The organism is Agromyces mediolanus (assembly GCF_023715325.1).
Lineage (GTDB): Bacteria > Actinomycetota > Actinomycetes > Actinomycetales > Microbacteriaceae > Agromyces > Agromyces mediolanus_A.
The window spans coordinates 1-484 of the sequence record NZ_JAMBNX010000027.1; the positions used below are offsets into that span (position 1 = coordinate 1).

Annotated in this window: 1 protein-coding gene; it reads left to right on the plus strand. The window is 62.0% G+C overall.

Annotation, left to right across the window (positions count from 1 at the left end; all coding sequences use genetic code 11):
- Positions 1-275: 275 nt before the first annotated feature.
- Positions 276-484, plus strand: a 209-nt coding sequence (ilvN, locus tag M3147_RS18915) for an acetolactate synthase small subunit (protein ID WP_251204942.1), incomplete at its 3' end; no start/stop codon positions are given.

Consider the following 484-nt stretch of genomic DNA (forward strand, 5'->3'; position numbering starts at 1 on the left):
TCGAAAATACTTCGGATGTGGAGCCGGCGCTGAAGGAAGCGCTGCGCCTGAAGGACCGCACCGTGTTTCTCGACTTCCAGACCGATCCGACCGAAAACGTCTGGCCGATGGTACAGGCCGGCAAGGGCATCACCGAGATGCTGCTCGGATCGGAAGATCTGTAACGGCGCGACGCGCGCCCGGCCCGATGCGGCCGCCTTCACGAAGGGCGGTGCGGCACGCGGCGGCGCGCGGCGCGAGTGAATCGACACGGACACATTCTGGAAGAAGCGAACATGAGACACATCATTTCCGTCCTGCTGGAGAACGAACCGGGCGCGCTGTCGCGCGTGGTCGGCCTGTTTTCCGCACGCGGCTACAACATCGAAACCTTGACGGTGGCGCCGACCGAAGATCAATCGCTGTCGCGGCTCACCATCGTTTCCATTGGCTCCGACGACGTGATCGAACAGATCACGAAGCATCTGAACCGCCTTATCGAGGT